A 22,415-nucleotide genomic window follows, 5' to 3' on the forward strand; every position below is an offset into this window, starting at 1 on the left:
CGCAGCAGGTATTAACCGGGGACTACCACTCGGCGACCACGCCATCGGCAAGGCGCCAGACGGGGTTCCGCCAGTCAGGAGCGCGTCGGCTCATCTCAATCACTTTCTCTTCGTCGATATCGACCCCCAGCCCCGGCTTCATTAACGGCTTAAAGTACCCCCCCTCCATATTGAAATCGGCTTTGTTTTTCACGAAGTCGAGTAACTCGGCGCCCTGGTTATAGTGGATCCCCATGCTCTGCTCCTGGAAGACAGCGTTGTAGGAAACAAAGTCCACGTGCAGACAGGCGGCCAGCGCGATGGGGCCTAACGGGCAGTGCGGAGCCAGCGACACGTCCGCCGCTTCCGCCATACCGGCGATTTTGAAGCATTCGGTGATGCCGCCAGCGTGAGAGAGATCGGGCTGCAAAATAGCCAGGCCGCCGGCCTCCAGCACCCGCTTGAACTCAAAGCGCGAGAACATGCGCTCGCCGGCGGCCAGCGGGATCGCGGTTTGCGCCGCCAGCCGCGGGTAGTACTCCGCCTGCTCGGCCAGCACCGGCTCTTCGATAAACAGCGGCCGATAGGGTTCCAGCTCTTTAATCAGCAGTTTCGCCATCGGCGCGCTGACGCGGCCATGAAAATCGAGGCCAAATTCAATGTCGTTGCCAAATGCTTCGCGGATTTGCGCCACCGTGTTCACCGCCGCATCCACCGTGCGCGAACTGTCAATCATCCCCATTTCCTGACAGCCGTTGAGTTTGAAGGTATCAAACCCCATCCCGCGCAGCGTCTTAATCCCGGCAATGACCTCGGCAGGCCTGTCTCCTCCTACCCAGCTGTAGGCTTTGATTTTATCGCGCACCAGGCCGCCCAGCAGCTGCCAGACCGGCGCATTTAACGCCTTCCCTTTGATGTCCCACAGCGCCTGGTCAATACCGGCGATCGCGCTCATCAGGATCGGTCCGCCGCGATAAAAGCCGGCGCGGTACATGACCTGCCACAGATCGTTGATCCGCGCCGGATCCTGGCCAATCAGATAGTCCCCCAGCTCATGTACCGCCGCCTCCACGGTGCGCGCCCGGCCTTCGACGATCGGCTCGCCCCAGCCGACTATCCCCTCGTCGGTTTCAATCTTGAGGAACATCCAGCGCGGGGGTAAACGCCAGGTGGTCAGTTTGGTTATTTTCATTTCACAGCCTCTTGATACGCCCTAACAAATGCGGCGGCCTGCTCTGCGGTCCGCGTTACCGGCTGACCGGCGCGATAGAGATCGCTGCCCAGCCCCGCGCCCGCACAACCGGCCTCGATCCATTGCGCCAGGTTTTCCGGCGTGACGCCGCCGACGGCAAATACCGGCACCGACGCGGGCAAAACCGCTTTCAGCGCCCTGATGTAGTCGGGGCCAAACGCCGAAGAGGGAAAAATCTTCAGCGCCTGAGCCCCGGCCTCCAGCGCGGTAAACGCCTCGCTTGCCGTCGCGCAGCCGGCGCAGACGGTCATCCCGTGCCCGACGGCCCGGCGGATCACCGCCGGCTGCACATTGGGGGTCACCACCAGCCGCGCCCCAAGCTGCGCCAGCCGATCGACCTGCGCTTCCTGCAGCACCGTTCCGGCGCCAATCAGCGCCTGCGCGCCGTAGGCCTCGACCACGGCCGGGATGCTCTGCTGCCATTGCGGTGAATTGAGCGGGATCTCCACGGTGTCGAACCCGGCGGCGATCGCCGCACCGACGTGCGCCAGCGCCTCGTCAGGGGTGATGCCGCGCAGAATAGCGATCAGCGGAAGTGAGGTTTGCCACTGCATGTACGATGCTCCTTATACCAGCCAGAAAGGCATCGTCGCCCGACACTGTCGTCACCTGGCGGCCCAGCAGCTGAAATGCCTGCTGATAGCGCGCGGAGAGGGACGGGCCGGCAACGATCGCGATAGCCTGTTCGTCGGCAATGAAGGCGCGCATGCTGGCCACCTCCGCGCCAATTAACAGGCCGGATAGATACTCGCTCACCTGCTCCCGGGCCAGCGCCCCCAACAGGTGCGCGGCGCGGGTCTCAAAAAGCTGTGGCAACACCGCGGGCGCGGCCAGGCCGCGCGCCAGCCCGGCGTGAAACGCCGCCGGCGCAGCCTGCTGCTCGGGTAATCCCGCACCGATCAGGGAGTGCGTCAGCAGCAGATGGTGCAGTTCGCCGGTCATCACCGTGCGAAAGTCCTCAATCCGCCGGCCGTCGGTTTTGACCCATTTGCAATGAGTGCCGGGCATGACATACACCGCCGCAGGGGCCAGCAGGCGTGCGCCGAGGAGCTGCGTCTCTTCGCCGCGCATGACGTTGTGGTGATCTTCGCGGGAAGTGCAAAGCCCGGGGACAATCCAGATCCCTTCATCTACGGCGGTCAACTGGTCGCCAATGGCCGCGAAATCGGCGGGAAGCGGTAAATAGGGCGCGTTCTTCCAGCCCACGTTGCTGCCTACCATTCCCGCCATGACCACTGGGGTACGCCCCTCGCGCCAGCCATGGATTTGTGTCGCTAACACCGCTGCCGGCGATTGACCGTTCAGGCGGGCGATCCCCACCGCCGACTGCCGGCTGTCGAGGCAGCGTTCGCCCTCAAACAGCCAGGCGCGAAAATTGGTCGATCCCCAGTCAACAGCGATGTAGCGAGATGTCATGTGATTTCCTTCAGTCTTCGTGTCGAGCTGGCGATCATGGTGAGCGCCGCCTGCTCTGCCGCGTTGCTGTCCTGATGGCGAATCGCATCGAACAGCGCTTTATGTTCCTGGAGCGTTTGCGGCATGTTGGCCTCATCCCCCATCCAGGTCCGTTCAAATATCGCGCGCTGCAGCGAGCTAATCGCCACGCTGAGCTGCTGCAGCACCGGGTTATGCACTGACGCCAGCACCGCTTCGTGATAGCGAATGTCGGCTTCATTAAAGGCATCGCGCTGCTGGTTGTTGGCGATCATGTCATTCAGCGCCGCCTCAATCTGCGCCAGATCGCTGGAGGTGGCCCGCTCTGCCGCCCAGCGGGCGATCGCCGGCTCCACCAGATTACGCACTTCGCTCATCGCCGCGATGAGCCCCGGGTCTTCATCCTGTTCCAGCGCCCATTGCAATACGTCGCTGTCGAGGAAATTCCACTGGCTGCGCGGCGCGACGAAGGCGCCGCGATAGCGTTTCATCTCAATCAAGCGCTTCGCCTCCAGCGAGCGAAAGACTTCGCGGATGATGTTGCGGGAGGTGGCAAACTCCTCGCACAGGTCAGCCTCCGCCGGCAGCGCCGCGCCGGGAAGATATTTGCCGCTCACAATCTGGCGGCCCAGGGTCACCATCAGCCGATCGGTTTTAGTCAGGTTCATAGCGTGTCCTTAACGGGGTTATGCCCGGTTACTTTACTCCGTTCAGCGCATTTCCACCCGGTCTGGTAGTACAAACGTGAACCTGTTCATCCTTGCCTGCGACACATAGTAGTACTATTAATAAAAATTGTACTACAATCTAGATCACAAAAAAGACAATCCATAACAAAAAAGGATCGTCGGCATGCCAAAAATGGTGGCGACGATCCTTCGCCGGGGACGGGAAAGATGAGCCTGCGAGGCGGGGTTAACGCGGCTTCGGCGGGGGGCTGTCAGGCTAATCGGGGTAACGAACGGTAGGTAGTCTGGCGTCGTTTCGGCCAATGCAGGTATACTTGGCAGATGTTTCCTCAGTTTCAGACATGCAGATGACAAAACTCACCTTACAAGAGCAGATGCTCAAAGCCGGCCTGGTCAGCAGCAAAAAAATGGCTAAAGTCCAGAGAACGGCGAAAAAATCCCGCGTTCAGGCCCGTGAGGCCCGGGAAGCGGTGGAAGAAAATAAAAAAGCTCAGCTGGAGCGCGATAAGCAGCTCAGCGAGCAGCAAAAGCAGGCGGCACTGGCGAAAGAGTATAAAGCGCAGGTGAAGCAGCTGATTGAGATGAACCGCATTACGGTCGCCCGGGGCGATATCGGCTTTAACTTTACCGATAATAATCTGATCAAAAAAATCATGGTCGACAAGCTCACCCAGACCCAGCTGATTAACGGCCGCCTGGCGATTGCCCGCCTGGCGGTGGATAACAAGCCCGAAGGTGAATACGCGATTATTCCGGCGGTGGTGGCTGAGAAAATTGCCCAGCGCGACGCCAGCAGCATCGTGTTGCACAGCGCCCTGAGTCAGGATGAACAGGATGAAGACGATCCGTACGCCGACTTTAAGGTACCCGACGATCTGATGTGGTAACCCCGGGCTTTCCCGCCGCGGGCAATCAAAACGGGCTCGCCTGCTGGATATGCATCGGCTCATGGCTGACGGGGTGGACAAAGCGCAGTTCGCTGGCGTGCAGCATCAGCCGCGGAGCCTGTTCCGTGCCGGGCAGCTCCCGGCCACCGTACAGATCGCAGCCAAGGATCGGATAGCCCAGCAGCTGGCAGTGGATGCGCAGCTGATGGGTGCGCCCGGTCTCCGGGGTGAGCGCCACCCGGGTTAACGTCAGCGCCCTCTCCCCATCCCGTGACTGATACAGGCGGTCAATGACCCGATAGCGCGAACGCGCCGGTTTGCCGTGCCGGGCGCAGAGCGACATGCGCGGGAAACGGGCCGGATCTTTGGCGATTGCCGCCTCCACTATCCCCTCGTCTTCCACCAGATGGCCGCACAGCAGCGCCGTATAGACCTTGTCCACCGTGCGCTGGCTGAACTGTTGGCACAGCAAGGCGTTAATGCCCTTGTTGCGGGCGATGACCATCAGGCCGGAAGTGCCGAAGTCCAGGCGGTGCACCAGGGTGCAGCCCGGAAAGCGCTGAACCAGCCGGTGATGCACGGAGTCGAGGTTGCGCGGATCTTTGCCCGACAGGCTCAGCAGCCCGGCCGGTTTATTGATCAACAGCAGGTGTTCATCCTGATACAAGAGGGTGATCTGTTCGCGGCACGGCGGCGCGACAAAGGTATCGATAATGGTGGACATCAGGCGGCCCTAAGATGGAGTGGCTGGCGATAGTACCCCATTTTGGCCGCCGGCACGACGCTGGCGCACAATCCGCCCTCGCGGCGGCGTCATTTATCACCCACACTTATCGCAAAGGCATGGCCTGCACAGGCAATGTGCTTTACACTGCGCGCTGCAAAATTTGTGTTAACCAACGAGTAATACGGTAATGGCGATGAACGGAACAATCACAACGTGGTTTAAAGATAAAGGTTTTGGATTTATCAAAGATGAAAACGGCGAAAATCGTTATTTTCACGTGATTAAGGTCGCCAATCCTGATCTTATCAAGAAAGACGCGGCGGTGACTTTCGAACCTACCACCAACAATAAAGGGCTGTCGGCCTACGCGGTGAAGGTCATTCCGGAGAGCAAATATATCTATATCGCCGGCGAGCGGCTGAAGCTGACCTCCATCAAATCCTATGTGGTATACCGGGAAGAAGAGCCGGTCGAGACCCGCGTCGATAAAGAAAACGCCGTGCTGTCGGTCGGGCTGCTGATGAACAGCATCCGACCAAAATCCGCGGTGCAGTCGGGGGAGATGCGCTCGGTGAAAAAGCTGGCGATCACCACCTTTCAGGGGACAACCCTGATCTTCTCGGAAGACGAAATCGATATCGATGCCACGGTAAAACTGCTTAAGGTGTAAGCCCCGGCGCGCGGTTTCCCGCGCGCCCGAAGACCTGCCCGATATGCTACCCGCCATCGCCCCTCGCCGGACGGGGCGATGGCGCCAGACAGCCGATAAGGATGCCGCCGCCATGCCCGTAAATTTTGACTTCAACGATCTCTACGCCTTTCGCGCCCTGATGGAATATGGCAGTTTTCGGCTGGCGGCCGAATCCATCTGCCTGTCGCAGTCGGCCCTCAGCCGACGTATCGAAAAGCTGGAGACGGCGCTGGGCAACCGGCTGTTCGAACGTACCACCCGGCGGGTGACCCTCACGCTGTATGGGCAGAATTTTGCCGAACGTTCGGAGCAGCTGCTGGCCCATGTCGAGACGGTGCTGGCGGATATCAGCCAGGTCAGCAAGGCGCGCACCGGGCTGGTGACGGTGGCGACGGTGCCCTCCGCCGCCTACTACTTTATGCCGGAAATCATTCGCAGCTTTCAGGCGCGTTATCCCCAGGTGCGCATCCGGTTGATTGACAGCAGCGTCGGCAATGTGATCGAGGCGGTCAGCAGCGGACAGGCTGACTTTGGCCTCTGTTTTGCCAAAAACCTGCCAGCCAGTCTCGAATTCACGCCACTGGCCGACGACCGCTATGTAGCCGCCTGTCGGTACGATCATCCGCTGGCGCGCAAGACGCACCTAAGCTGGCAGGCGTATTTTGAACAGGATTATATTGGCCTGGATCGGGTCTCGGGCAACCGGACGCTGCTTGACCGGGAGCTGGCGCATCTGACGCCGGCGCGGCCAAGTATCTGCGAAACCCGCCACGTCACCACGATGCTGGGGATGGTGGAAGCGGGCATCGGCATTGCCGCCGTGCCCGCGATGTCGATGCCCGCCGGGGAGCATTCCGTTCTCCGCGCTGTGCCGCTCACTGACCCGGTGGTCACGCGTACGGTAGGCCTGATCCGCCTCAGCGGCCGTATTCAGTCCTACGTGGCGGCAGAGCTGGAGAAGCTGATTATTGAACAGTATCCTTCTGGCTGACCGGCGCGGCGGCGGCCACGCTTCGCATGCCGGTGGCGTGGATGGTCTCCTGCGCCGCCGGTGAGGCCAGATACGCCAGCAGCGCCTTGCCTTCCTGCGGGTGGTCGGCGCTGATAGTCACCGCCCCGGCAAAGCGGGTGATGTACTGCAGGTTATCCGGCAGTTCGCCAACGAAGGTCACGCCGGGTACCGGCAGCAGTTCGCTCACCTGCTGAAAACCGATCGCATACCGTCCCTTCGCCACTTCCGAGGCCACCGGAATGCGCTCCACCATCTGCGCTTTGCTCTGCATCGCGTCATCAATGCCCAGGGTGTGGAACAGCGTCGAGCTAACATAGCGTCCGCTGGCGCTGTCGGAGTAAGCGACCGACGGTGCGGCCAGCAGCGTCGCCCGCAGCTGGTCTGCGCTGTGGATAGCCGGCAGCGGCGCCCCCGCCTTCACCACCACGCCGATCGGCGAGTCGGCCAGCTCCCGGCGCGAATCCGGTTGCGTACGGCCCGCTTTCTCGAGGCTGGTCAGCGCGTCCCCGACCATAATCACCACGTCCGCGTGTTCGCCCCGCGCCAGGCGGTTAGGGATCGCCTGCGGCGTTTTCCCCATCGACGGGCCGGGGATCACCACGAGGTGGTTGCCGGTTTGTTTTTCCCACGCCGGGGCCAGCTTTTCCAGCGCCGCTTTGAAGCCGCCGGAGATCATCACGGTGACCTCTGCGGAGAGCGCGCTGCCGCCGGTGGCGGCCAGCAGCAGCGTGGCCAGCAGGGTTCCTGTCGTTTTACGCATCATCTTCTCCCTGATTAACGTGCTGTCTGCAGCGCAACGGCGCTACGGCGATAGAGATAACAGGTGGCCAGCAGGCCGCAGACCGCGGCAAAGCTCATCCAGTAGCCGGGAGACGCTTTATCACCGGTATACTCGATCAGCGCCGTGGAAATCACCGGCGTGAAGCCGCCAAATACCGCGGTCGCCAGGCTGTAGGCCAGCGAGAAACCTGCCACGCGCACTTCGGCGGGCATAATTTCGGTCAGCGCCGGGATCATTGCCCCGTTGTACATGCCGTAGATAAACGACAGCCACAGCAGCACGCTCAGCATCATCAAAAAGCTCGGCGCGTTCGCCAGCATGGTCAGCGCAGGCCAGGCGGTAGCCAGCGCCAGCAGGGTCATGGCAATCAGCACCGGTCGGCGGCCAAAGCGGTCAGACAGCGCCCCGCCCACTGGCAGCCAGAAGAAGTTGGAAATCGCCACCAGCAGCGTAACCAGCAGGCTGTCAGAGGCGCTGAGCATCAGCACCTTTTTACCAAAGGTCGGCGCATAGACGGTGATCAGGTAGAACGCGGTGGTGGTCATCGCCACCATCATCATCCCGGCGATAACCACCTGCCAGTTCGCCAGCAGCGTGGCGAACACCTGGCGCATCGCCAGATGATGGCGGCGGGCCGTAAACTCCTGGGTCTCCTCCAGCTTACGGCGCAGGACAAAAATGAACGGTACGATCAGGCAGCCGAAGACGAACGGAATGCGCCAGCCCCAGCCGCTGATGGCGCTCTGCTCCAGCACCGCGTTGAGGGCAAAGCCCATCGCGGCCGCCACCATGATGGCAACCTGCTGACTACCCGACTGCCAGCTGGTGTAAAAGCCTTTGCGGCCCGGCGTGGCGATCTCGGCCAGATAGACCGACACCCCGCCCAGCTCGGCGCCAGCGGAAAAGCCCTGCAGCAGACGGCCGATCAGCACCAGCAGCGGCGCCCACAGGCCAATGGTCTGGTAAGAGGGGATCAGCACGATCAGGAAGGTGCCGGTGGCCATGATCGACAGGGTGACGATCAGCCCCTTGCGCCGCCCCACCTTGTCGATGTAGGCGCCAAGAACGATGGCGCCGATGGGGCGCATCAAAAAGCCGGCGCCAAAGACCGCGAAGGTCATCATCAGCGAGGCGAATTCACTGCTCGCCGGAAAAAAGGTATGTGCGATGTAGGTGGCATAAAACCCGAACAGGAAAAAGTCGAACTGTTCGAGAAAGTTACCGGACGTGACGCGCAGGATGGCGCCGATCCGGTCACGGGTACTCATCAGTGAGGTTGTTGAATGCATGCAGGTCTCCAGTTTGTTATCCACGCGTTGTCGCGCGCCTGTTGCTGAAGACTGAAACAGAACCGGGAACGAAATAAGCGTAATAAACGCATCCATTAATGCATTTTACGCATGAATAACATTTAACTAATTAACATTACTTTTGCATACAATCATTTAACACATACCGTGCTAACCACGCTGCGGGTGACGGCGAAAAAGTCAGTTTTCCGTTTTGTGACCGAGGCCAGGGTACGTCGCCGTGGGTTGACGGCATAAAAACCCTGGCCTGGGGTGAGGATACACGCTGCCGGCCGCAAAGCGCGTCAGGAAGCGGAAGCGGCGGACTCCCCCACCAGCGTCTGCAACAGAGCGATCAGCCAGCGGGTAGCCTCGCGTTTCCCGCTGCGTTGGTGGGCGTAAATCTTGACGTCAAACGGCGGAACCGGAAACGGCAGCGGGAAAATGGTCAGCCGGGCGGCGCGGGCCATCGTCTCCGCCGCTCGCCGGGGCAGCGCCATCAACAGGTCGCTCTGCTCAATAATGAAGGGCGCGCTCAGCATCGAGGGGGTTTTCATCGCCACCTGCCGCGAATAGCCCTGCCGCTCCAGCTCACGGTCCAGCACCCCCTGCTGCTCATTCCACGGGGTCACCACCAGATGACGGGCAGCAAGGTAGGCGTCCAGGGTCAGCGCCGTCCGGTCGGCCTGGCTGATGACCACATATTCGTCCCGCAGCCAGTTAATCTCCTCAAGATCGGGATGGGCTGGCTCGTCAGGGGTATTGAACCCGAGGGCCAGGTCGACCTCGCCCGCCAGCAGCTCGGTCAGCGCCGGGCTGTGGGGCAGATAACGGAGTTCAAACCGCAGCCCGGGCGCCTCACGCTGCAGGTGATGCATCAGCGTCGGAAAGACGCAGAACGCGGTGAAATCGGTGATCGCAATCTGCATGCAGTCGGTGCTGGCGGCCGGCACAAACGCCGCCGGCGGCGTCAGAGCTCCTGGTTGAGAAACTTCAGCGCCGAAGCAATAGAGGGCGCCAGCTGGCTGGCATAGACGCTGGGGCACATCCGGTGCCCTTCGCGATAGAACAGCGGATCGTTGAGGGCGCTGCGCAGCCGGGAAAGCGCATGGCTCAGCGCCGAGGTGCTCATTGCCAGCTCTTCCGCCGCCAGGCGCACCGAGCGGGAGCGATAGACCGCGTCAAAGACTGGCAGCAGGTTGAGGTCAATCCGGCGCAGGACAGGATGCATAATATTCATCGTTTGCTGATTTCATTGCACTTAATTCTTTTCACAATACCGCTTATCCTCAGGGTCAGCAATTTTGCTCTCTTTTGACTATTGATACAGGACGCCCCATGAGCATCACGATCCGCCAGGCCACCCCGGACGACGCCACCGCTATTTACGACATGATTTATGAACTCGCGGTCTACGAGAAAGCCCCTGAAGAGGTGGTGACGACGGCAGAGGAGATCAGAGAGACGCTGTTTGCCAGCGGCAGCAAAACCGAAGCGCTGATCTGCGAGGTGGCGGGCAAAGCGGTGGGCTACGCGGTGTTCTTCACCAGCTATTCCACCTGGCTTGGACGCAATGGTATCTATATGGAGGATCTGTACGTCACCCCCGACTTTCGCGGGATAGGCGCCGGAAAAGCGCTGCTGAAAACCATCGCGCAATATGCTGTACAGCGTCAGTGCGGGCGTCTGGAGTGGAGCGTGCTCGACTGGAACCAGCCGGCGATTGATTTCTATCTGAGCATTGGCGCGCAGCCGCAGGATGAGTGGGTGCGTTATCGCCTCACGGGCGATGCGCTGCGGGCCTTTGCGGAGTAAAGCGGCTCGCCAGCAGGTCGGCGCAAGGCGTCGACCTGCTGGCCGCGGATCAGGCTTCGACCGCGCTATTCTGCAGCTGCGGACCGGCCAGCGCCAGACGCGCGCCCGCTTCGGTATCGCTGTACTGCTTAAAGTTATCCATAAACAGCTGAGCCAGGCTCTCGGCCTTCTCCTGCCACTTATCCGCTGAGCTCCAGCCATTACGCGGATCCAGCACCGCGCTGTCTACCCCTGGAATGCTCTGCGGGATCGCAAGACCGAACACCGGGATGGTCTCATCGCGCAGCGGGCCGGTAGTGCCGTTGAGGATCGCGCTAATGATGCTGCGGGTATCGCGCAGCGACAGGCGTTTGCCCTCGCCGTTCCAGCCGGTGTTGACCAGCCAGGCTTCCGCACCGGATTCCGCCATCTTCGCCGCCAGGACGCTGGCGTACTGGGTTGGGTGAAGCAGCAGGAACGCCGCGCCATAGCAGGCGGAGAAGGTCGGCGTCGGCTGGGTAATGCCGCGCTCGGTACCCGCCAGCTTCGAGGTGAAACCCGACAGGAAATGGTACTGCATCTGCTCGGTGGTCAGACGGGAGACCGGCGGCAGGACGCCAAACGCATCGGCGGCAAGGAAAATCACCTTCGACGGATGGCCCGCGCGGGACACCGGCTTGACGATATTGTCGATATGCGACAGCGGATAGGAGACGCGGGTGTTTTCAGTTTTGCTGCCGTCGGCATAATCCACGCTGCCGTCAGCGCGCACCACCACGTTTTCCAGCAGCGCATTGCGGCGGATGGCGCCATAAATCTCCGGCTCCGCCTGCGGGTCGAGATTGATGGTCTTGGCGTAGCAGCCGCCTTCAAAGTTAAACACGCCGTCATCGTCCCAGCCGTGCTCGTCATCGCCAATCAGCTGACGATGCGGATCGGTCGACAGGGTGGTTTTGCCGGTACCGGAGAGGCCGAAGAACAGCGCCACATCCCCTGCTTCGCCACGGTTGGCCGAGCAGTGCATCGACGCGATGCCTTTCTGCGGCAGCAGGTAGTTCATGACCGAGAACAGCCCTTTCTTCATTTCGCCGCCGTACCAGGTGCCGCCGATGAGCTGAATACGCTCGCTGAGATTAAAGGCGACGAAGTTCTCGGAGTTCATCCCCTGCGCCTGCCAGTTGGCATTGGTGCAGCCCGCGCCGTTGAGCACCACGAAGTCTGGCGTAAAGCTGGCCAGCTCGTCGGCGCTCGGCACGATAAACATGTTTTTGACAAAGTGGGCCTGCCACGCCACCTCGGTAACGAAGCGTACGCCAAGGCGAGTGTCCGGGCTGGCGCCGCACCAGGCGTCGATGACGTACAGTTTTTTACCGCTCAGCTGGCCCGCGACCAGGCTTTTCAGGCTGCGCCACACGTCTGGCGATAACGGTTTATTGTCATTGCGGCCGAGGCCGGAGTCTGCCCACCAGACGGTGTCGCGAGTCTGTTCGTCGCGGACGATATATTTATCGCGCGGTGAACGGCCGGTGAAGATCCCGGTATCAACAGCCACAGCGCCAGAGTCGGTCATCACGCCGCGGGCCGCGCCGGTCAGTTCAGGAGCGGTTTCATGTGCAATAAGCAAATCGTAATCAGGGTTGTAAAAGAATTCGCCGCTTGCATTAATCCCCAGCTCCTGCAGAGCCATTTTAACTGATTCAATTTGTTGTGACATGGAACTCCTGACAAACTATTTAAGGTAAGAGGCCTGGGTTATTCATTGCTTTCGTCATCGTCGCCGGCGATTTAATAAGATAAGTCCTGGACAATAAAATAAAGCAATAAATAACCGTGAGTCGCGATTTCATATCGTGCTCATGTAGGGTCGCCGATATGCATTCATAAATCTCAACTTTCCAAAAAATGTTAACACCTGTCGATAATTATGTTAATTGCATAGTTTCTATGCGCTATGCTAAAATTGCATAGCCTTTATTGCGTTTTTGAGGACTGGATCGGTGTTGGCAAATCTGGAAGTAAAATGGCTGTATGATGTGATTGCCCTTGAGGAGTCGCGCAGCTTTACCCTGGCGGCTAAAGCCCGCAACATCTCTCAGTCCTCGTTCAGTCGACGCATCCAGTCGCTGGAGGCCTCCCTCGGATTCAGCATCTTCGATCGTAGCGCCAACCCCCTGCAATTGACCAACCGCGGGAAAATTTTTGTCGGCTATGCGCGAAATATGCTCGATGACATGGATTTTCAGATCAGTCGTATTAAGGGTTTAAATAACACGACCCAGAAAATAAGAATCGACGCGGCCCCTTCGCTGTCGGTGTTATTACTGCCGGAAATCATCGCCGGTTACACCGACCGTAAAAATAAGACTTTTCATGTTGAATCGATTAACGTCAACGACGCCGTATTTAACCTGAAAGAGGGAAAAAGCGATTTTATCCTCTCCTTCTATAATGAAGAATTAATGAACTATCCGTTTATTAATCATAAAATTTTTGATTCTTACCTGCACCTGGTCTCCCCCTGCGACGAACATGGCCGCCCGCTGTTTCATTTACATCGCGGCGTGCTGCCGCTGATGAAATACGCCAACGACAGCTATATGGGGCGCCAGGTGAACCAGGTGATCGACCGTACGCCGGAGATCACCTTCTCCCTTACGTTTGTCTCTTCCATGAGCGAGCTGCTCAAGCGCATGATCCTCAATGGCGACGGCGTGGGCTGGCTACCGCAATACTCTATTCAGCGCGAGCTGGACGAAGGCCGACTGACGATCCTCGATGACCGCCTGTCGCTGCCGATCGGCGCCTGGCTCTACCGCTCCGGCTCGCGGCTTAACCAGGCCGCCGAACGTTTCTGGCAGCACATTAAAACCCGTAACGAACCGCGGGAATAACCCCCTCAGCCGCTGATCCCCAGATATGCCTTACGCACCTCCGGGTCGTTGAGCAGCGCCTGGCCGCTGCCGCTCAGGCGGATCTGGCCGTTCACCATCACATAGGCGCGGTCCGACAGGTTAAGGGCATGGCGGGCATTCTGCTCCACCAGAAACAGCGTCATCCCCTGGGCCGTCAGCTCGCGCAGGATCTGAAAAATCTGCTTCACCACCAGCGGCGCCAGCCCCAGGCTTGGCTCATCCAGCAGCAGCAGGCGCGGTCGGCTCATCAGCGCCCGGGCGATGGCCAGCATCTGCTGCTCGCCGCCGGAGAGGGTCATCGCCCGCTGTCCCCGCCGCTCTTCCAGCCGGGGGAACAGCTGGTACATGCGGGCCATGTCTTCGGCCTGATAGCGGTTGCCAATGGCAATGGTCCCCATCAGCAGGTTCTCCTCGACGGTCATATCGGGAAAGATGCGCCGCCCTTCCGGGGCCTGGGCGATGCCGTTACTGGCGATAAAGTGGGTCGATTTCCGGCTGATCGCCTCCCCGCGATAGAAAATCTCCCCGCCGGCAATGCGCGGCTGGCCGAAGACCGACATCAGCAGCGTTGATTTACCGGCGCCGTTGGCGCCGATCAGCGCCACCGTCTCCCCCTCGTTGACGGTGAGGGAGACCTGCTTCAGGGCCTGGATCGGCCCGTAGAAGACATCCACCTCATCAAAAGCAAGCAATGGCTGGCTCATCGGCGCGTCTCCTCTTCCTCAGCGCCAAGATAGGCGGCAATCACGCTGGCGTTGGCCTGGATCGCCTGCGGCGCGCCGCGGGCGATGACGTCCCCGTGATCGAGGACGATGATATGATCCGAAATCTCCATCACCATCCCCATATCATGTTCGATCAACAACACCGTAATGTCGTGCTGCTGGCGCAGAAAGCGAATAATCCGGCTCAGCGCCTGGGTTTCCACTGGGTTAAGGCCGGCGGCCGGCTCGTCCAGACAGATCATCTCCGGGCGGGTACACATGGCGCGGGCGATCTCCAGCCGCCGCTGCTGTCCGTAGGAGAGGGTCCCCGCCAGACGGTTGGCGCAGTCCACCATCTCCACCACCTCCAGCCAGTAAAAAGCGCGGTCCAGCGCCTGACTCTCCGCCTGCCGATACCCGCGGGTATTGAGGATCCCGGCCAGCAGATGGCGGTTAACCTGGGTATGCTGGGCCACCAGCAGGTTCTCAATCACCGACATCTCGCGGAATAAGCGAATGTTCTGGAAGGTGCGCGCCAGGCCAGCGCGGTTCACCAGATGGGTGCCACCGAACATCTTGTAATAGATCCGCCGTCCCAGCTGCGCCGGGTGAAGAAAATCGTCCGGGTGAAGCTTCTGCCCCAGCACCTGAATAACATCGGTGACCTTTTCCCGCGCCCGCAGCACGATACTGCCCCCCGTCGCCCGGTAAAAACCGGTCAGGCAGTTAAACACCGTGGTCTTGCCCGCGCCGTTGGGGCCGATCAGGGCGGTGATCGACCCCCGCTCCACCTCCAGATTGACATCATTCAGCGCTTTGATGCCGCCGAAATGCATCATCAGATGCTCAACGCGTAAGATGCTGTCGGTCATGGCGCGACTCCTTTTCGCAACGCAACCCCACTGCGGCTGGTGCGCACCAGGCCGCGCGGCCGCCAGATCATCATCACCACCATCAGCACGCCGAACAGCAGCACCCGATATTCGTCAAAACCGCGCAGCAACTCCGGAGTGACCGTCAGGACAAACGCCGCCAGCACCACTCCCAGGGTGGAGCCCATTCCCCCCAGCACCACGATCGCCAGGATCAGCGCCGACTCAAAAAAGGTGAACGACGTCGGGTTAACAAACCCCTGATAGCTGGCGAAGAACACCCCGGCGATGCCGGCGGTCGACGCGCCGAGCATAAACGCCGAGAGCTTCACCAGCACGTGGTTGAGCCCCATTGCCCGACAGGCGATCTCATCCTCGCGCAGCGCCTCCCAGGCGCGGCCGATGGGCATCCGCGTCAGACGATGTTTCACCAGCAGTACCAGCATCACCACCAGGCACAGTACGGCGTAGAGGAAGATAAATTTCAGGTTGGGGTTGTAGCTGACGTGGAAAAACTCATGGATGGGGATGCCGCCATCCTTGGCCCGGCGGGTAAATTCGAGGCCAAACAGCGTGGGGGACGGCACCGGTACGCCGTTGGGCCCCCCGGTGAAGCTCACCCAGTTGTTGAGCACCAGGCGGATAATTTCGCCAAAGCCGAGGGTGACGATGGCCAGATAGTCGCCATGCATGCGCAGCACCGGAAAGCCCAGCAACGCCCCGGCGAGGGCCGCCATCACCGCCCCCAGCGGCAGCATCGCCCAGAAGCCGAGGCCGAGGTACTGGTAGCCCAGCGCCAGGCCGTAGGCGCCGATGGCGTAGAACGCCACATACCCCAGATCGAGCAGGCCCGCGAGGCCCACCACAATATTCAGCCCCAGGCCAAGCAGAACGTAGATCAGGCCGAGGATCGCCACGGTCAGCAGGTATTTGCTGGCGAGAAGCGGAAAGGCGATGGCCAGGACCACCAGCAGCGGCATTATCCAGCGCAGCCGCGAGCGGTAGCCCGGCGGCCGGACGTACACCCCGTCATCTGCCCCCTCAAAGCGGGCAATAAAGGCTTTTCCCCGACCACTCTGCAGCAGCAGGCTGAGCGCCAGCCTGCCGGCCATCACCACCGCCACCAGGATCGCCACCCGCGCGGGCGCGAGGGTAAAACCATACCCTTTGAGCACCACGCCGACGATCGGGCCAAAGACAATTAACGCGCAAAGACCGGCCAGCACGCTGTCGATCAGCGCGCTTTTGATATCCCGCGCAGGCTGGCGCGTAAATTCACCCATAAAGCCTCCTTAGACCTTGGCCACCAGCGGACGTCCCAGCAGCCCCTGCGGGCGAAAAATCAGGATCGCCACCAGCAGCGCAAAGGAAAAGACATCTTTGTAATCCGAATTCACCAGCCCGGCGAACTGCGCCTCGGCCACCCCGAGCAGCAGTCCGCCCAGCATCGCGCCAGGCAGCGAGCCGATCCCGCCCAGCACCGCGGCGGTGAAGGCTTTGATGCCGATAATAAATCCGATATAGAAGTCGAAGGTGCCGTAGTTCATGGTCACCAGCACGCCGGCCAGACCGGCCATCGCCGCGCCGATGACAAACACCAGGGAGATCACCCGGTCGGTATTGATGCCAAGGATCGCCGCCATGCGCCGATCCTGCTGGGTAGCGCGACAGATGCGCCCCAGCCGGGTGTACTGGATAATCCAGGTCAGGGTCAGCATCCCCACCAGCGCCGCGACGAGAATAAACACTTTGGTCCAGGTGATCTGCACCACCCCATCGCCCACCGTCATGCGCAGCGCGCCGCTGAGCAGCGTCGGGATCCCCTGCTGGTTCGGCCCCTGGCTCAGCTGGACATAGTTCTGCAGGATCAGCGACATCCCGATAGCTGAGATCAGCGGCGCCAGCCGCGTCGAGTTGCGCAGCGGCCGGTAGGCGATGCGCTCGATCGCCCAGCCATATACGCCGGTGACCACGATGGTGAACACCAGGGTGGCGAAAATCAGCAGCGGAAAGGAGTGGATCCCGAAGAAAGAGAGCAGCGCCAGGCCGATGGCGCACAGATAGGCGGAGACCATATACACCTCGCCGTGGGCGAAGTTGATCATGCCGATGATCCCATACACCATGGTGTAGCCGATGGCGATTAAGCCGTACACTGCGCCCAGCGTCAGCCCATTGATCAGTTGTTGCAGAAAAAACGCCGTCATAGCCCCTCCAGCCGCCAGGCAGACGGCCGCCGGGTTCCGTTCCCGGTCGACCGCCGTCATGTGACGATTCGCAAGTCAAAAGGACAGAGCGTCCTCAGGTCGTGGCCGATCAGAGCTGGTGATATTTGCCCTTGTCGTCCCACTGATAGACCACATAGTCGGACACCTTGAGGTCGCCTTTGCCATCCCAGGCTTTCTTGCCCATTACCGTCTCGACGTCGTGGCTCTTCAACCAGTCGCTGGCTTTGGCGTTATCGGTACCGACGGCGTTCCAGGCCGCGGCAATGGCCTGAATGGAAGCGTAGGCGTAGAGGGTATAGCCTTCTGGTTCAAAGCCGCTGGCGCGGAACTTCTCGATCACCGCTTTGCCTTCCGGGAGGGTGCGCGGGTCCTGACCAAAGGTCATCAGCACGCCGTTGGTGAACTGCGGCCCGCCGGCGGCCGTCACCAGCTCCTCGGTGACGATACAGTCGCCGGAGAAGAATTTAGCCTGCACCCCCTGCTCGCGCATCTGACGCACCAGCGGGCCCGCTTCCGGATGACAGCCGCCAAAGTAGACCACGTCCGGCTTGAGGGCGCCGATCTTGGTCACCAGGGCGTTAAAGTCTTTTTCACCGCGGGAAAGGCCTTCGTACAACACTTCTTTGGTGCCCCGCTTCGCCAGCGCCGCGCGGGTGGCATCGGCCAGCCCCTGACCATAGGTGTCTTTATCGTGGATGACGGCAATTTTCTTCGCCTTCAGCACATCCAGCATATAGTTGGCGGCAATCGCCCCCTGCTGATCGTCACGACCACACATGCGGAAAAGATCCTTCATGCCGCGCTCGGTGATCTGCGGGTTGGTCGAGCCGGGGGTAATGGTCAGGATCCCGGCTTCGTCATATACCTCGGAGGCCGGCATCGTTGAGGAAGAGCAAAAGTGCCCCACCACGGCAGAGACTTTCGCTTCGTCCACCAGCCGGTTGGCCACCGCCACCGCCTGCTTCGGTTCGCACGCGTCATCCCCCTGCACCAGCACAATCTTTTCGCCTTTGATGCCACCGGCGGCATTGATATCGGCCACCGCCTGCGAGGCCCCCTTCCAGTACTGGGCGCCGTAGGTGGCGTTGGGTCCGGTAAAGGGCCCGGCGACGCCGATCTTCACGTCTGCCTGGGCGTAAAAGGCCATGCTCATACAACCTGCTATCACAACATGAAGCGTCATTGTTTTCAGTTTCAAAGACATTCGGATATTCCTCAGCGATGTAAAGCCTGGCGTCATGTAATGACGCAGAAAATATCACTTACTGTGTGGTGCCGACGTTGGCGCAGCGCCAGGACGGCCAGGGTGGAAGAAGCAAAAATCCCGCCAGGTAGAGAGGTCGCGCCGGAGCGCGGACGCCCCGGTCAGTGCGCACGCGACGGCAACCCGTGCCGCATCCGGCAAGGGCGCATTCCCTTTCAGGTCAGGAGATCGGTTGCCATCACGTGGCGAGCCGGACAACGCGGTATCCGTACCGGCCCGTGAGCTAAACATAGATGCAGTTAGCGGTCGCTGCGCGCCAGCGTGGTGCAAAAATGCGAATATGATCAACAGTGGTGATTATTTTGTTGCGGTAATGTGAAGATGATAACAGGAGAGCCCGTTAAAGGCTCTCCTGTGGCCTGGCGGCCGCTCAGAGTTGACTGGTGAACGTTCGGGAGATCACATCCTGCTGCTGCTCGCGGGTCAGCGCGTTAAAGCGGACCGCATAGCCGGAGACGCGGATCGTCAGATTCGGATACTGCTCCGGGTGTTCTATCGCATCGAGCAGCTTTTCCCGGTTCAGCACATTGACGTTAAGATGCTGTCCCCCCTCCACCGTCTCCTCGTGGTGGAAGTAGCCGTCCAGCAGCCCCACCAGGTTGTTTTCCTGCGCCGACGGGGCTTTGCCGAGAGCCGCCGGCACGATGGAGAAGGTATACGAGATGCCATCTTTGGCGTAGGTAAACGGCAGTTTCGCCACCGAGGTCAGCGACGCCACCGCCCCTTTGCGGTCGCGGCCATGCATCGGATTGGCCCCCGGGGCGAACGGCGTCCCCGCCCGACGTCCGTCCGGCGTATTACCGGTTTTCTGTCCGTATACCACGTTAGAGGTGATGGTCAGGATCGACTGGGTCGGCACCGCCTGACGCCAGGTGGGGAGCGCCTGAATTTTACGCATAAAGCGCTCCACCAGGTCGCAGGCGATGGCATCGACCCGATCGTCGTTGTTGCCGTACTGCGGATAGTCGCCTTCAATGACAAAGTCCACCGCCAGCCCGTGGTGATCGCGCACCGGCTTCACCCGGGCGTACTTTATCGCCGACAGCGAATCCGCCGCCACCGACAGGCCGGCGATGCCGCAGGCCATCGTGCGGTAGACGTCGCGGTCGTGCAGGGCCATCAGCGCCGCCTCGTAGCTGTACTTATCATGCATACAATGGATGATGTTCAGCGCGCTGATGTACTGCACCGCCAGCCAGTCCATAAAGTGGTCGAGGCTGGCCATCACGGTGTCATAGTCCAGCACCTCATCACGCAGAGGGTCAGTTTTCGGCCCCACCTGGATCTTCAGTTTCTCATCCACCCCGCCGTTAATCGCGTAGAGCAGCGTTTTGGCGAGATTGGCGCGGGCGCCGAAGAACTGCATCTGCTTGCCGATCACCATCGGGCTGACGCAGCAGGCGATGGCGTAGTCGTCGCTGTGAAAATCGCTGCGCATCAGATCGTCGTTCTCATACTGCAGCGACGAGGTGGCGATAGAGACCCGGGCGGCATATTTTTTAAACGCCACCGGCAGCGCTTGTGACCAGAGCACGGTCAGGTTGGGCTCTGGCGCCGGCCCCATGGTGTGCAGAGTATGCAGGTAACGGAAGGTGGTTTTACTGACCAGGGTGCGGCCATCCAGCCCCATGCCGCCCAGCACCTCCGTCGCCCAGATGGGATCCCCGGAGAACAACGTGTCAAATTCCGGGGTGCGCAGGAAACGCACCATGCGGATCTTCATGATGAAGTGGTCAATGAGCTCCTGAGCCTGCTGTTCATTGAGCCGACCCGCCCGCAGATCGCGTTCGATATAGATGTCGAGGAAGGTGGCCGTACGCCCCAGCGACATGGCGCCGCCGTTCTGCGACTTCACCGCCGCCAGGTAGGCGAAGTACAGCCACTGCACCGCCTCCCGGGCAGTACGCGCCGGGTGGGCGATATCGCAGCCGTAGCGGGCCGCCATCTCCTGCATCTGCTGCAGCGCGCGCCGCTGTTCGGCCAGCTCTTCGCGCAGGCGCAGGGTGGCCTCCAGCGCCTCGCCGCGCTCCAGGGCTGGCTGCAGGTCGGCAAACTGCAGCTCACGTTCGCGAACCAGATAGCGGATGCCGTACAGCGCCACGCGACGGTAATCGCCGATGATCCGTCCGCGGCCATAGCCGTCCGGTAGCCCGGTGAGCACCCCCGACTTGCGACAGCGCAGCATATCCGGGGAATAGACGTCAAATACCCCCTGATTGTGGGTCTTGCGCAGCGCCGTAAACTGATACTCAAAGTCGGGATCCATTTCGCGGCCATAGGCCTCGAAGGCGCTTTTGATCATATTGATGCCGCCAAAAGGATGCAGGGCGCGCTTCAGCGGCTGGTCCGTTTGCAGGCCGACGATCCTTTCCAGTGGCTGGTTGATATAGCCCGCCGCGTGGGCGGTGATGGAGGTGGCGACATTGGTGTCGAAATCCACCGGCGCATGGGTGGCGTTCTCGACGCGGATCCCGGCCATTACCTGCTCCCAGAGGGCGGTGGTCGCTGGCGTCGCGTCGGCGAGGAAAGACTCATCGCCCTCGTAAGGGGTGTAGTTATGCTGAATAAAATCGCGGACGTCGATCTGCGTTTGCCACGCCGTACCGCGAAAGCCCTGCCAGGCCTCGGCGTATCGTACATCCTGGGTATCGATATCTACTTTCATGAACATCGTCTCTCTACAGAATAAAAAGTCAGGCCAGCGCCGCCGTGTGGATCCGCCCTAAGCGGATCGCATCAAGGGCAATCATGCGCTCTTCATTGGTAGGAATAACCGCGCAGCGCACCCGGCTGGCGTCGGCGGAGATCAGGCGTTCGCCGACCGAATTAGGCTGCTGGTTGCGGGCGACGTCCATCTCAAGGCCAAAAACTGCCAGCCGCTCGCTCACCAGCCGACGGATCAGCACCGAGTTCTCGCCAATCCCGCCGGTGAAAATAATGCCGTCGAGACGCTGCAGCGCGGCGGCGTGACCGGCAATATGACGGGCGATGCGATGGACAAAGGTTTTAATCGCCAGGCGGGCGCGGGCATGGCCCTCATGCCACGCCTGCTCCAGCACCCGCAGGTCGGAGGAAAGGCCGGAGATCCCCAGCAGGCCGGAGGCGGTGTTGGCCACCCGCTCGAGGTCGCTGAGGGTCTGCCGGGTTTCCCCGGCAATCCACGCCATGGCGCCGAAGTCGACATCGCCACTGCGGGTGCCCATCATCAGCCCCTCCAGCGGCGTCATCCCCATCGAGGTGTCCACGCTGCGGCCGTTGCGCACCGCGCAGATCGAGGCGCCATTGCCCAGGTGGGCGATCACCAGGCCGCTCTCCTGCTCCGGCAACCCGAGCAGCGCCAGGGCGCGCCGGGACACATAGCGGTGCGAGGTACCGTGGAAACCGTAGCGGCGTACCCCGAGGTTCTGGTAATACTCCCACGGCAGACCATAGAGAAAAGCTTCCGGGGCCAGGGTCTGGTGAAAGCTGGTATCAAAGACCGCCACCTGCATCACTTGCGGAAACAGCCGCTGCGCCGAGGCGATGCCGCTGAGACTGGCGTAGTTATGCAGCGGGGCCAGGGACGATACCTGGCGAATGTTAGTGATAACCTCCTCGCTAATAATGACCGACTCGGTGAAGAGGTCGCCGCCGTGGGCAACGCGGTGGCCAATCAGGGCCACGCTGTCGATGAGGTCGCGTTGGGCTAATGCCCCGGCAATCGCCTGCAGGGCGCCTTCATAGCCGCGCTGCGCCAGCGCCACCGGCTCGCCGCCGTTGAGCGAGAGAAACGCCCGTTCCGCGTTGATGCCCTCGGCCACGCCGTTCAGCAGGCAGTCGCAACTGGCGGCGTCCAGTACGGAAAATTTGATCGACGACGAGCCGCAGTTGATCACCAGTACTACCGGAAATTCAGTCATG

General features: G+C 60.8%; 21 protein-coding genes and 1 pseudogene. 6 read left to right on the forward strand and 16 right to left on the reverse strand.

Annotation, left to right across the window (positions count from 1 at the left end; genetic code table 11):
- Positions 1–22: 22 nt before the first annotated feature.
- From dgoD to dgoR, 4 genes are read right to left on the reverse strand one after another with little or no spacing between them, the layout of a single operon-like run.
- Positions 23–1,171: a galactonate dehydratase gene (gene dgoD / locus CWM53_RS26210; RefSeq protein ID WP_023322864.1), complete on the reverse strand. Its 1,149-nt coding sequence runs from the start codon at positions 1,169–1,171 to the stop codon at positions 23–25.
- Positions 1,168–1,785 (reverse strand): 2-dehydro-3-deoxy-6-phosphogalactonate aldolase, encoded by a 618-nt coding sequence (locus CWM53_RS26215; RefSeq protein WP_023340379.1) that lies wholly within the window; start codon positions 1,783–1,785, stop codon positions 1,168–1,170. The genes dgoD and CWM53_RS26215 overlap by 4 nt, the downstream gene beginning before the upstream one ends.
- Entirely contained in the window at positions 1,730–2,647 is a 918-nt protein-coding gene (locus CWM53_RS26220) for a 2-dehydro-3-deoxygalactonokinase (protein ID WP_100729536.1), read from the reverse strand. Before CWM53_RS26220 ends, CWM53_RS26215 begins: the two co-directional genes overlap by 56 nt.
- A complete protein-coding gene (dgoR, locus tag CWM53_RS26225; protein ID WP_022066201.1) occupies positions 2,644–3,333 on the reverse strand; it encodes a D-galactonate utilization transcriptional regulator DgoR in 690 nt (229 codons plus the stop codon). Before dgoR ends, CWM53_RS26220 begins: the two co-directional genes overlap by 4 nt.
- A 368-nt stretch (positions 3,334–3,701) precedes the next feature.
- Between dgoR and CWM53_RS26230 the strand changes: the two genes are divergently transcribed.
- On the forward strand, positions 3,702–4,241 hold the full coding sequence (locus CWM53_RS26230; RefSeq protein WP_100630701.1) for a DUF2058 domain-containing protein: 540 nt from the start codon (positions 3,702–3,704) through the stop codon (positions 4,239–4,241).
- Between the two features lie 25 nt (positions 4,242–4,266).
- Here the strand turns inward: CWM53_RS26230 and CWM53_RS26235 are convergent, their stop codons facing one another.
- Entirely contained in the window at positions 4,267–4,965 is a 699-nt protein-coding gene (locus CWM53_RS26235) for an RluA family pseudouridine synthase (RefSeq protein WP_100729537.1), read from the reverse strand.
- A 190-nt stretch (positions 4,966–5,155) separates the two neighbouring features.
- Here CWM53_RS26235 and CWM53_RS26240 point away from each other — a divergent pair, with 190 nt between their 5' ends.
- Together CWM53_RS26240 and CWM53_RS26245 are read left to right on the forward strand one after the other, a co-directional pair.
- Entirely contained in the window at positions 5,156–5,638 is a 483-nt protein-coding gene (locus CWM53_RS26240; RefSeq protein WP_061154172.1) for a cold-shock protein, read from the forward strand.
- Between the two features lie 112 nt (positions 5,639–5,750).
- Positions 5,751–6,650 carry a LysR family transcriptional regulator gene (locus CWM53_RS26245; protein ID WP_008804348.1) on the forward strand — a complete coding sequence of 300 codons (900 nt, stop codon included), beginning with the start codon at positions 5,751–5,753 and terminating at the stop codon, positions 6,648–6,650.
- On the opposite strand, the gene CWM53_RS26250 is transcribed toward CWM53_RS26245, so the two are convergent.
- From CWM53_RS26250 to CWM53_RS26260, 3 genes and pseudogenes are all read right to left on the reverse strand, one after another.
- On the reverse strand, positions 6,625–7,434 hold the full coding sequence (locus CWM53_RS26250; RefSeq protein ID WP_165784162.1) for a substrate-binding domain-containing protein: 810 nt from the start codon (positions 7,432–7,434) through the stop codon (positions 6,625–6,627). The two genes, CWM53_RS26245 and CWM53_RS26250, sit on opposite strands and share 26 nt — an antisense overlap.
- 11 nt (positions 7,435–7,445) lie before the next feature.
- Positions 7,446–8,741: an MFS transporter gene (locus CWM53_RS26255; protein WP_100729553.1), complete on the reverse strand. Its 1,296-nt coding sequence runs from the start codon at positions 8,739–8,741 to the stop codon at positions 7,446–7,448.
- A 305-nt stretch (positions 8,742–9,046) separates the two neighbouring features.
- Positions 9,047–9,981: pseudogene (locus CWM53_RS26260) on the reverse strand (LysR family transcriptional regulator).
- A gap of 98 nt (positions 9,982–10,079) precedes the next feature.
- Here CWM53_RS26260 and CWM53_RS26265 point away from each other — a divergent pair.
- Positions 10,080–10,556 carry a GNAT family N-acetyltransferase gene (locus CWM53_RS26265; protein WP_012541306.1) on the forward strand — a complete coding sequence of 159 codons (477 nt, stop codon included), beginning with the start codon at positions 10,080–10,082 and terminating at the stop codon, positions 10,554–10,556.
- A gap of 49 nt (positions 10,557–10,605) precedes the next feature.
- On the opposite strand, the gene pckA is transcribed toward CWM53_RS26265, so the two are convergent.
- On the reverse strand, positions 10,606–12,249 hold the full coding sequence (pckA, locus tag CWM53_RS26270) for a phosphoenolpyruvate carboxykinase (ATP) (RefSeq protein ID WP_012967799.1): 1,644 nt from the start codon (positions 12,247–12,249) through the stop codon (positions 10,606–10,608).
- A 283-nt stretch (positions 12,250–12,532) separates the two neighbouring features.
- Between pckA and CWM53_RS26275 the strand changes: the two genes are divergently transcribed.
- Positions 12,533–13,426, forward strand: a complete 894-nt coding sequence (locus tag CWM53_RS26275) for a LysR substrate-binding domain-containing protein (protein WP_008804342.1) — start codon at positions 12,533–12,535, stop codon at positions 13,424–13,426.
- Positions 13,427–13,431: 5 nt separating this feature from the next.
- Here the strand turns inward: CWM53_RS26275 and CWM53_RS26280 are convergent, their stop codons facing one another.
- The 5 genes from CWM53_RS26280 to CWM53_RS26300 form a co-directional block, all read right to left on the reverse strand.
- Entirely contained in the window at positions 13,432–14,151 is a 720-nt protein-coding gene (locus tag CWM53_RS26280) for an ABC transporter ATP-binding protein (RefSeq protein WP_100729538.1), read from the reverse strand.
- A complete protein-coding gene (locus CWM53_RS26285) occupies positions 14,148–15,023 on the reverse strand; it encodes an ABC transporter ATP-binding protein (protein ID WP_061154166.1) in 876 nt (291 codons plus the stop codon). Before CWM53_RS26285 ends, CWM53_RS26280 begins: the two co-directional genes overlap by 4 nt.
- Positions 15,020–16,306 carry a high-affinity branched-chain amino acid ABC transporter permease LivM gene (gene livM / locus CWM53_RS26290; protein ID WP_074385495.1) on the reverse strand — a complete coding sequence of 429 codons (1,287 nt, stop codon included), beginning with the start codon at positions 16,304–16,306 and terminating at the stop codon, positions 15,020–15,022. The genes CWM53_RS26285 and livM overlap by 4 nt, the downstream gene beginning before the upstream one ends.
- A 9-nt stretch (positions 16,307–16,315) precedes the next feature.
- Positions 16,316–17,230, reverse strand: coding sequence for an ABC transporter permease subunit (locus CWM53_RS26295; protein WP_008804338.1), 915 nt, complete (start codon positions 17,228–17,230; stop codon positions 16,316–16,318).
- Positions 17,231–17,339: 109 nt separating this feature from the next.
- Positions 17,340–18,398 (reverse strand): branched-chain amino acid ABC transporter substrate-binding protein, encoded by a 1,059-nt coding sequence (locus CWM53_RS26300; protein WP_162493310.1) that lies wholly within the window; start codon positions 18,396–18,398, stop codon positions 17,340–17,342.
- 289 nt (positions 18,399–18,687) lie between these two features.
- On the opposite strand from CWM53_RS26300, the gene CWM53_RS31455 reads away from it, so the two are divergent.
- On the forward strand, positions 18,688–18,834 hold the full coding sequence (locus tag CWM53_RS31455; RefSeq protein ID WP_004225356.1) for a hypothetical protein: 147 nt from the start codon (positions 18,688–18,690) through the stop codon (positions 18,832–18,834).
- Positions 18,835–18,885: 51 nt separating this feature from the next.
- Here the strand turns inward: CWM53_RS31455 and pflB are convergent, their stop codons facing one another.
- Both pflB and tdcD read right to left on the reverse strand, forming a co-directional pair.
- Positions 18,886–21,180 carry a formate C-acetyltransferase gene (gene pflB / locus CWM53_RS26305; RefSeq protein WP_100675766.1) on the reverse strand — a complete coding sequence of 765 codons (2,295 nt, stop codon included), beginning with the start codon at positions 21,178–21,180 and terminating at the stop codon, positions 18,886–18,888.
- A gap of 28 nt (positions 21,181–21,208) precedes the next feature.
- Positions 21,209–22,414 carry a propionate kinase gene (gene tdcD / locus CWM53_RS26310; protein ID WP_074385494.1) on the reverse strand — a complete coding sequence of 402 codons (1,206 nt, stop codon included), beginning with the start codon at positions 22,412–22,414 and terminating at the stop codon, positions 21,209–21,211.
- Between the last annotated feature and the right edge of the window lies 1 nt (position 22,415).

The organism is Klebsiella sp. A-Nf5, assembly GCF_002810545.1.
GTDB classification, from domain to species: domain Bacteria; phylum Pseudomonadota; class Gammaproteobacteria; order Enterobacterales; family Enterobacteriaceae; genus Klebsiella; species Klebsiella variicola.